Source organism: Paraburkholderia sp. (genome assembly GCF_035656215.1).
In the GTDB taxonomy this organism is placed as follows: Bacteria; Pseudomonadota; Gammaproteobacteria; order Burkholderiales; family Burkholderiaceae; genus Paraburkholderia.
Genome location: NZ_DASRSY010000269.1, coordinates 20,245 through 27,216 on the forward strand (window position 1 = coordinate 20,245; position 6,972 = coordinate 27,216).

Consider the following 6,972-nt stretch of genomic DNA (forward strand, 5'->3'; position numbering starts at 1 on the left):
CGGGCTGCATGCTGGTTGCAGCACCGGCATCACGAGCGCGGCATCCCAAGCATCCGTTCCGCGACGATGTTGCGCTGGATCTCGTTGGTGCCCGCATAGATCGGCCCCGCTTGCGCGAACAGAAAACCGTCGAGCCAGGTACCGAGCGCCGCGTGTTGCTCCTGCGTTTTCGGCACAACCTCGGCGCGCGCGCCGAGAATATCGAGCGCGGTTTGATGCATACGGAGATCGAGTTCGGACCAGAACACCTTGTTGGTACTCGACTCCGCACCAATGTGACCGCCCTTCTGCAAACGGCTCGCGGTGGCGTAGGTGGAGAGCGCGTAGGCTTGCGCGTCCATCCACGCGCTGATCACCCGGTCACGCAAGGTCGGCTCGCGGTCGGCTTGCGCGCGGTGCGCCAGATAGAGCGCGCGTAACGCTTCGGCAGTGCGCTGGAAACGCGCGGGCGAGCGCAGCATCAGGCCGCGCTCGAACCCGGCGGTTGCCATGGCGACCTGCCAGCCCATGCCTTCGCCGGCGAGACGGTTTTCGACAGGAACGCGCACGTCGTCGAAGAAAATCTCGGCGAAACCGGTGTGTCCATTCAATTGACGGATCGGCCGCACGGTAATGCCCGGCGTCGAGAGCGGCATCATCAGGAAGGTCAGACCGTGGTGGCGCGTGGATTGCGGATCGCTGCGAAACAGGCCGAACAGCCAATCGGCCCACACCGCGCGGGTCGACCAGATCTTTTGACCGTTCAGGATGTATTCGCCGCCCGTACCGCCATCAGTGCGGATCGCGCTCGCGCGGATCGCCGCCATGTCGGAGCCCGCGTTGGGCTCGGACCAACCTTGCGCCCATACGTGTTCGCCCGCCGCCATCGCAGGCAGAAAACGGGCCTTCTGCTCGTCCGTACCGAAGTCCATCAAGGTCGGACCGAGCAGGAAGATGCCGTTCTGATTCACGCGCATCGGTGCATCCGCACGCCAGTATTCTTCTTCGAAGATCAGCCACTCGATCAGGTCGCAACCGCGCCCACCCAATTCGCGAGGCCACGTCACCATGCTCCAGCGGCCCGAATGCAGCGTACGTTCCCATTCCCGGTGCGCGGCGAATCCCTCTTCGGTGTCGAAGCTCGGCAGCGGCTCGCGCGGCACGTGGGCGGCGAGCCAACTGCGAATCTCGGCGCGGAACGCGCGTTGCGCCGGCGTGTAGTCGAGCTTCATGCGCGCGCTCCGGCTTTGCGTTCGGCTTCATTGGCACCATCGAACTGCGCGTCGCGTTTTTCGACGAATGCCGAGCGTGCTTCCGCCGAATCGTTCGTCATATACGCCTGCAAGGTGAAGCCCTGCTCCCAGCGGTATTTGTCTTCGAGGTCGCCGTCTTCGACACCGTTCAGCGCTTCTTTCGCGAGTTGCAGCATCGCGGGACTCTTCGTGGCGATCTTGCGGGCGATTTCGAACGCCGCCTCGCGCAGTTGTTCGCGTGGCACCACGCGCTCGACCGCACCGAGCCGGTGGGCTTCAGCGGCGTCGACCATATCGCCCGTGAAATACATGGCACGCACTTTCTGCACGCCGAACATGCGTTGCAGATGCGCGCCACCGCCCATCGCGCCGCGGTCGATCTCGGGCACGCCGAAGCGCGCGCAGTCGGACGCAACGATCACGTCCGCCGCGCCGCAAATCCCGATACCGCCGCCCAGTACAAAACCATGCACTGCGACGATCACCGGCTTCGGATTGCGATGCACCGCACGAAAGGTCGCGTAATTGCCGGCGTTGACCGCGACGATCCGGTCGGGATGTGCCGCCAGCTCCTTGATATCGACGCCCGCGCAAAAACCGCGGCCTGCGCCGCGCAGCACGATGACGTGCACGCTGTCGTCGCGGCCGAGCGCGTCGATTGCATCGGCCAGCGCTTGCCAGCCACTTGCGTCGAGCGCATTGACCGGCGGCTGGTCGATCACCAGTTCGCCGATGCCGCCTTCGCGTTCTATCCTGAACGGCAGCGAGCGGACGCTATTGATGGGGTCTGTCATGTCTCCGTCCCTGGTGAGTGTTGTGGATTTGCTTTATGAGGTCATGCGCTGGGTCACGCGTGGCGTCGTGCAGCGGCGGATATCCTGGATCGTGTGTCGCGTCATGGATCGATTCACGCGTGAACCGGCGTGCCGCGCATCGCCGCCAGCGCGTCGAGCCGCGCCACGGCTTCATCGACGATGCGTGCGATCAAGATCTCGCACGGCTCGATCGCGCCGATCACCGCGGCGACCTGGCCGCTCGGCAATACACCCTCGTCCGGCTCACCGTCGACGATCGCGCGCTGGATCAGAAACGGTGCATTCGCCGCCATCAGCGTCTGACTCGCGGTGTAGCTGTGATCGCGGAGTGCCTTGAAGCCGAGCGAAGCCATCTGGCTCAAACTCATGCCGCTCTGACGGCGCCACGCTTCAGCCGTGCGCAATGCGAATAGCGTGCGGCGCAACGGGCCGAATGCTTCGAGGCGCAGTAAGTAAGGGTTGTCGATCATTCGTTGCGGCAAACCGTCCAGCGCTGCAGACACGCGAATGTGTGAAGGGTCGTTGACTTCCACATAGCGCGCGAGCGTCGAACGTGGCACTGGCGACTCCTCGGCCATCAGAAAGCGCGTGCCCATTGCTATACCTGCCGCGCCGTAGCCGAGTGCCGCCGCGAGACCGCGTCCGTCGAAGAAACCGCCTGCTGCGATCACCGGCACATTCACTGCATCCAGCACTTCAGGCAGCAACAGCGTGGTCGGCATCGAGCCGGTATGGCCGCCGCCTTCAGCGCCTTGCACCGTGACCGCATCGGCGCCCAGTTCGACCGCTTTGGCCGCGTGTTTCGGTGCGCCCACGGTGGGGATGCACATCACGCCAGCATCCTTGAAGCGGCGGATCGTCTTCGCGTCAGGCCCACGGCCGTAGCTCACGGCACGCAGCCGGTGCTTGATCGCCAGATCGACAACCTGTGCGGCGTTCGGCTGAAACATATGGAAGTTGATGCCGAACGGCTTGTCCGTCAGCGCCTTCACGCGCAGGATTTCCGCTTCTACACGGTCGGCTTCGAGCGTCGCGCCAGCCAGAAAGCCGAAGCCGCCCGCATTACAGGTTGCAGCGACGAGCCTGGCCTCGGCGACCCAACCCATCGCCGTCTGCACGATCGGATAGCGGCAACCGAGCAGATCGCACAGGGGCGTATGCAGCGTTGCGCTCATGCGGCTTCTCCGTCTGCCTTTCCGTTCTCATGCGCGGCAGCAACGGGACGCTGCGACTCGGCCATCTTGCGGGCGTCATAACCACCCAGCTTGTCGCCGCTCACCAGTTCGTTGTGCGCATGCGCGAAGTGGTGCCATGCAAATGCCGCATCCATCGCCGCGCGCTTGCCTTGCAATTCTTCGACGTGATTCACAGCCTGTTTGGTCAGCGTCAACCCGAGTCGCGGCATGCGCGCGATCTTCGTGGCGATTTCCGTCGTGGTGTCCTGCAGGCGCTCGCGCGGCACGACTCGATTGACCATGCCCATCTGATACGCGCGTGCCGCGTCCATGCGCTCGCCGAGAAACAGAAACTCCTTGGCGATGCGCGGATTCAATTCATACGCATGCGCGAAATATTCAACGCCTGGAATGCCCATGCGCACCACCGGATCGGAGAAGAATGCGTCCTCCGAGGCGACGATCAGGTCGCACACCCACGCCAGCATCAGACCGCCCGCCACGCACGCGCCCTGCACCATCGCGATGGTCGGCTTGGGCAGATCGCGCCAGCGTCGGCACATGCCGAGATAAACCTCCTGCTCGCGAGCGTACAGAAACTCGCCGCCTTCCTTGCCGACATGGTCATACCAGAGCGAGGTTCGCTCGAACGACTGATCAATGTCGCGACCCGGCGTGCCGATGTCGTGACCCGCGGAAAAATGCTTGCCCGCGCCGGCGAGAACGATGACCTTCACCGCATCGTCGTTCGACGCACGCTTGAACGCGGCGTCGAGCGCATACGTCATCTTCGAGTTCTGCGCGTTGTGATACTCGGGGCGATTCATCGTAAGCGTGGCGATGCCGTCGCTCACGCGATAGTCGACGACGCTTTCGTGGCTGACTTGCATGATGTCCCTCACACGCGACGCGGCGCGGGGTTATTGCGCACGACGCTCGCACGCAGGTTGTGCGGGTCCAGCGCGCGCACGATGCGCAGATCGTCGGCGCCCGGCGGCGGCGTCACCTGCATCTCGGGATGCGCTCGCAGTTCGAAACCGGTCGCATCCTGCACTTCGTCGAAGCTCACACCGGGGTGCAGCGAGCGCACCTGAACCGCATGATTCGCACCGCCGAAATCCATTACGCACAGATCGGTGATGACGCTGCGCAGATCGGTGAACGCCCGCATGCCGGGGATTTCGCGCGCCGGGTTGTAGCCCACGCTGCACACCATGTCCACTTCACCGGCAACGAACGTGCGCTTGCCGTGGCCGCTAACAAAAAACGAATTCGCGTGATTGATGCTGTTGCCCGGGAAACCGCGCGCGCCGAGCAATTGCGTTTTCGGACGGGCGTAGTCGTCGCCGAGCCAGGAGATGTTGGCCTGGCCAAAGCGATCGATCTGCGTGGGCATCACCAGCGCGTGACGCTTACCGTGCCACACGCAATCGAACACACGCTCATAGGTCATCAAGCCGGACGCCTGCACGCGGTAACCCGCTTCACGCGGCCCGAGCGGCACCGGACCTTCGACCAGATACGCTTCGCCGTCGGTGAGCATCAGACCCGCGTTATAAGCGAGGCGCGCAAGACCCGCGGCGAGACGTGGCCCCGTGCCGATACCGGTTGCCAGCACTTCGCCGTCATCACGCCAGACGCGCGCCGCAGCGGCAATCATCAGTTCGGCGAGGGAATAATCGAGAGAGTCGCTCATGTGCGCTCCATTACAGAATCGGCAACGGCAGCGCCGCTACATGGGACCGGCCGCCTGCGCGTTGCAGATAGCCCGGTTCGTCGGCGCCTACTACGTCACTCAGGTAAGCGGCTGTTTGTTGCGGATCTTCCGCGCTCGCGCAATACGCCTTCAGATGCGGCAAATCCCAGCCGTAAGCAGGCGCGCACGAAGTGGGATGCGCGCCGCACGGCGCGTGCACCACGCCGCTCACGAGCGATCGTTCGAAGGTGTTACGGCGCGCGAGATCGAGATCCTCGCTCGCCAGCGTTTCGACCAGCGTTTCGCTGCTGACGAAGCACTTCGCCGCCGCGCGGGCGAACCATGCGTCGAAGAAAGGATCAGGACCGTCGATGCGCGTATTGCCCATCCTGTCCGCAGCATTCACGTGCAGCAGCGCGGCGTCGAGTTCGAGCGCTGGCATTGCCAGCAGCGTTTCTCCGCCATACGGCGATTGCACGGTGCGCAAATGCGGCGCGTGTTTCAGCAGATCGGTGCCAAGGCCAACGCGCGTCGGCAAAAACGGCAGACGTGCGGCCGCTGCACGCAGGCCGAGTTGCAGCAGGCCTTCGTCGAGTTCCCATACGTCGAGCGCGCCGTTTTCACGTGCCCGCCGAAAATGCGGTTCGAGCGGAATCACATCGAGTGATACGAAACCGAACACCAGCTTGCGGACTTTGCCTGCCGCGCACAGCAGCCCGACGTCAGGACCGCCATAGGCGACCACGGTGAGGTCCTTCAGATTCGAGCGGACGATCTCGCGTACGAGTGCCATCGGTTTGCGGCGTGGCCCCCAGCCGCCGATGCCGATCGTCATGCCGTCGGCGAGTTGCGCGACGGCGTCGCGCGCGCTGAGTGTTTTATCGAGTGGTTTCATGCGTTATTCCTGCAGGTTTCCTGCGTGTTTGCTGACTCGGCCCTAGCGGAATCCAACGCTGAAGTCGTGGCCCCACAGGCTCACGCGCGTCGCCTCGTAAACGCTGTGCTGCGCCCAGTCGACCGTCAGGCCGCCGTAGCCGTACTCCAGATCGAAGCCGCCCGGCGTTTTCATGTAGAACGAGATCATGTGGTCGTTGCAATGGCGGCCGAGCGTCGCGGAGAGCTTCACGTCAAGCGCTGCAACCCGGTCGAGCGCGCGGCCCACTTCGTCCATCGAGTTCACTTCGGCCATCACGTGGATGCAGCCAGACGGCACCGCGAGGTCCATGATCGCGAGGCTGTGATGACGCGCGTTTTTGCAATGCAGAAAGTGGATGCGTTTCTCGGGTTCGGCGGGGTCGTCGGTAAAGCGCACGCGGAAGATGTCGGAGAGTTCGAAGCCAAGCACGTCACGCAGGAACGTATCGGTCGCGTCGAATTGCGGTGCGGGCAGCACGGCATGGCCGAGGCCCATCGCGCCAGTGACGAAACCGGACACGCCGAGCGGTGAAGTGAAGCGCCGGAAATCGGTGCGCACACCCCAGAAGAACTCGTGCCGATTGCCGGAGGGGTCGGTACACCACACCATCGCCTGCACGCGGCGCAGCGCGGTTTCTTGCGCGCTGGCGCGGATCGTTTCCACGCCGGCCTGCTCGAGGGCGCGGATCGCGTCGTTGAACGCGGCCGCGTCGGCCAGTTCCCAACCCGACGCGAAATAGCGATCAGCGTCGCCGGGTACGATCAGGTAGCGGAAGTCGCGCTCGTCCATCTTCACGTACAGCGCGCCATCCGTTGCGTCTTGTGCCTGCATGCCCAGCACGTTTTCCGCGTAGCCGCGCCATGTGTCGACATCTGCCGACTGCACGACGACGTAGCCTAAAGCCCGCACATCGATCATCTCCGACTCCTCCAGAAGCTGTTGTTGTCAGGCTTATTCTGGCGGTCCCGGGGGTGGCTAACATCGTCTGTTGGGACTAGCTTGCAGCGGTGTTTTCAGCAGTTTTTTCGTGGCGTTTGACGTCGCTTTCGACAGCTTCCCGCAAGCGGTATTTGAGCACCTTGCCGGCCGCACTGACAGGCAGCTGATCGACGAGCGTGAGATGCCGCGGCACCTTGTA

7 protein-coding genes are annotated in these 6,972 nt (G+C 63.8%); all 7 read right to left on the minus strand.

The window, feature by feature from the left end; genetic code table 11:
* Positions 1 to 29: 29 nt before the first annotated feature.
* The 7 genes from VFE81_RS15105 to VFE81_RS15135 all read right to left on the minus strand — a co-directional run bounded on the left by VFE81_RS15105 (position 30) and on the right by VFE81_RS15135 (position 6,752).
* Entirely contained in the window at positions 30 to 1,211 is a 1,182-nt protein-coding gene (locus VFE81_RS15105; protein WP_325045366.1) for an acyl-CoA dehydrogenase family protein, read from the minus strand.
* A complete protein-coding gene (locus VFE81_RS15110; protein WP_325045367.1) occupies positions 1,208 to 2,026 on the minus strand; it encodes an enoyl-CoA hydratase family protein in 819 nt (272 codons plus the stop codon). The genes VFE81_RS15105 and VFE81_RS15110 overlap by 4 nt, the downstream gene beginning before the upstream one ends.
* A gap of 113 nt (positions 2,027 to 2,139) precedes the next feature.
* On the minus strand, positions 2,140 to 3,222 hold the full coding sequence (locus VFE81_RS15115; protein WP_325045368.1) for a nitronate monooxygenase: 1,083 nt from the start codon (positions 3,220 to 3,222) through the stop codon (positions 2,140 to 2,142).
* The gene (locus VFE81_RS15120; RefSeq protein ID WP_325045369.1) at positions 3,219 to 4,112 is read right to left on the minus strand and encodes an enoyl-CoA hydratase; all 894 of its coding nucleotides are present in this window, start codon (positions 4,110 to 4,112) and stop codon (positions 3,219 to 3,221) included. Before VFE81_RS15120 ends, VFE81_RS15115 begins: the two co-directional genes overlap by 4 nt.
* A gap of 8 nt (positions 4,113 to 4,120) precedes the next feature.
* Positions 4,121 to 4,918: a ketoacid CoA transferase gene (locus VFE81_RS15125; protein WP_325045370.1), complete on the minus strand. Its 798-nt coding sequence runs from the start codon at positions 4,916 to 4,918 to the stop codon at positions 4,121 to 4,123.
* Between the two features lie 10 nt (positions 4,919 to 4,928).
* Positions 4,929 to 5,813, minus strand: a complete 885-nt coding sequence (locus VFE81_RS15130; RefSeq protein WP_325045371.1) for a CoA transferase subunit A — start codon at positions 5,811 to 5,813, stop codon at positions 4,929 to 4,931.
* 42 nt (positions 5,814 to 5,855) lie between these two features.
* The gene (locus tag VFE81_RS15135; RefSeq protein WP_325045372.1) at positions 5,856 to 6,752 is read right to left on the minus strand and encodes a VOC family protein; all 897 of its coding nucleotides are present in this window, start codon (positions 6,750 to 6,752) and stop codon (positions 5,856 to 5,858) included.
* Between the last annotated feature and the right edge of the window lie 220 nt (positions 6,753 to 6,972).

Excerpts from the sequence above, each read along its gene's own strand:
- VFE81_RS15130 (WP_325045371.1), bottom strand. The coding sequence starts at position 5,813 with ATGAAACCACTCGATAAAACACTCAGCGCGCGCGACGCCGTCGCGCAA.
- VFE81_RS15135 (WP_325045372.1), bottom strand. The coding sequence starts at position 6,752 with ATGATCGATGTGCGGGCTTTAGGCTACGTCGTCGTGCAGTCGGCAGAT.
- VFE81_RS15125 (WP_325045370.1), bottom strand. The coding sequence starts at position 4,918 with ATGAGCGACTCTCTCGATTATTCCCTCGCCGAACTGATGATTGCCGCT.
- VFE81_RS15110 (WP_325045367.1), bottom strand. The coding sequence starts at position 2,026 with ATGACAGACCCCATCAATAGCGTCCGCTCGCTGCCGTTCAGGATAGAA.
- VFE81_RS15105 (WP_325045366.1), bottom strand. The coding sequence starts at position 1,211 with ATGAAGCTCGACTACACGCCGGCGCAACGCGCGTTCCGCGCCGAGATT.
- VFE81_RS15115 (WP_325045368.1), bottom strand. The coding sequence starts at position 3,222 with ATGAGCGCAACGCTGCATACGCCCCTGTGCGATCTGCTCGGTTGCCGC.
- VFE81_RS15120 (WP_325045369.1), bottom strand. The coding sequence starts at position 4,112 with ATGCAAGTCAGCCACGAAAGCGTCGTCGACTATCGCGTGAGCGACGGC.